At 39.7% G+C, this 1123-nt stretch carries 1 protein-coding gene; it reads left to right on the plus strand.

Features of this window, described 5'->3' with window-relative positions:
* Positions 1-101 precede the first annotated feature (101 nt).
* Positions 102-1123 (plus strand): IS481 family transposase (locus NI461_RS14025; protein WP_253157850.1); only part of this gene is annotated, 1022 nt, incomplete at its 3' end.

Raw genomic sequence — 1123 nt, forward strand, 5'->3', positions numbered from 1 at the left:
TGTATTAGTTCAGACTTGATCGTACATTCTTCTTGAAAAAGAGAAAGTTACCCGTTTTGATAAAGGTGTCGAAATCTTAATCAAACAAAGGTAACTTTCTTATGTTGCATACTAACAATCAAATCATTAAACACAAAGTAGGTCTGCTCAATTTAGCTGAAGAGCTTCAGAATGTATCCAGAGCATGCAAAGTGATGGGTGTTTCAAGAGATACATTTTATCGCTATCAAGAGTTAGTGAAGTCTGGTGATATTGACGCACTGATCAATAAATCCCGTCGAGTACCAAATTTAAAAAACCGTGTAGATGATGCTACTGAACAGGCTGTTATTGATTTCGCAATTCAATATCCCGCATATGGTCAGCACCGTACTAGTAATGAATTACGCAAGAAGGGTGTATTCGTTTCAGGGAGTGGGGTTCGCTCTATATGGCTTCGTCATGATTTAGAAAACTTTAAGAAGCGTTTAAAAGCACTTGAGGCTAAAGTGGCACAGGATGGTATTGAATTAAATGATCAGCAGATTGCGGCACTTGAACGTAAGCATGAGGATGACGTTGCTTGTGGTGAAATCGAAACAGCTCATCCAGGCTATTTAGGCGCGCAAGACACCTTTTATGTCGGGAATCTCAAAGGTGTTGGACGAATCTACCAACAAACATTCATCGACACTTATAGTAAGGTCGTTCATTGCAAGCTCTATACAACAAAAACACCGATTACAGCGGCTGATTTACTCAATGATCGTGTGTTGCCATTCTATCAATCTCAGGACTTACCAATGCTTCGCATCCTCACAGACAGAGGTACTGAGTATTGCGGTAAGGTAGAACAACATGACTATGAGTTGTATCTGGCAGTTAATGATATTGATCACACGAAGACAAAAGCAGCTTCGCCGCAAACAAATGGTATCTGTGAGCGTTTCCATAAGACGATTTTGCAGGAGTTCTATCAAATTACGTTTAGGAAGAAGCTTTATAGCTCATTGGAAGAATTACAAGTTGATCTAGACGATTGGCTGAAATTCTATAATACTGAACGGACTCATCAAGGAAAAATGTGCTGTGGTCGTACACCACTTGAAACTTTACTTGATGGAAAACGGATTTGGGCTGAGAA

It is taken from the genome of Acinetobacter sp. S4400-12, assembly GCF_024129495.1.
Classification (GTDB): Bacteria; Pseudomonadota; Gammaproteobacteria; order Pseudomonadales; family Moraxellaceae; genus Acinetobacter; species Acinetobacter lwoffii_C.